Below are 707 nucleotides of genomic sequence, written 5' to 3'. Positions count from 1 at the left end.
TTTCCAATCTTAGTTTCGTTGATGGCTGTTTGCCAAGCGCTCATTGCCTGCTGAGTATTCCAATCTCCCTGAGCTCCCATAAACCCGCTGTACATGACAGCACTATTAAAAGCATTTCGTTCAAATTCACCATTCAAACCGGCTTTGCCCCACATCACAACTTCAGGAATTAGCTGTTCAGGAAGCCCATCGCCGCCGCCACCGCCGCCTTGTCCCATTGGAGAAAGACCGACACTCATCATAAGTAAACCTGTTGCTCCTGAACCCCAACTTATATTGTGACCGTCATAATCCATAGAGTTTCCTCCGCTACTGGTAAAGCCCATTCCGGTATTGTACCATGTTGTTCCTGATGCAGAGTTCCAAATATTGTTCATAAATGACTCCGACAACATTCCGGTAGGATCGTTGTACATCAACGGGTTGTTGTTGGCGTAATGATAAGGCGATAAATGCGGTGTTACTTCCGCCATTGGATCTATTACTCCCCATCTTCCAAGATCAGGCATGTAAAATCTCGCTCCGTAGTCATACATTCCGATTTCCTCCTGCAACTCTTTCCCGTTGTATTCATATTTGTAGCCTCCTGAACCATTACCCGGAATATTATGCTTTAATCCAAATGCATAATAATCGTTTTGCTGTACAATGACCGCTGTGTTTCCTTCTCTTGTAAAACTTACTCTTACGTTACCTAAATGATCATT

Annotated in this window: 1 protein-coding gene; it reads right to left on the bottom strand. The window is 44.0% G+C overall.

The window, feature by feature from the left end:
• The coding region (locus OF897_RS21545) for an RHS repeat domain-containing protein (RefSeq protein ID WP_267267721.1) at positions 1–707 on the bottom strand (707 nt) is incomplete at both ends.

Origin of the sequence: Chryseobacterium formosum (genome assembly GCF_026460885.1) — a bacterium.
GTDB lineage: Bacteria > Bacteroidota > Bacteroidia > Flavobacteriales > Weeksellaceae > Chryseobacterium > Chryseobacterium formosus.
This window is presented reverse-complemented; position numbering and strand designations above follow the sequence as displayed.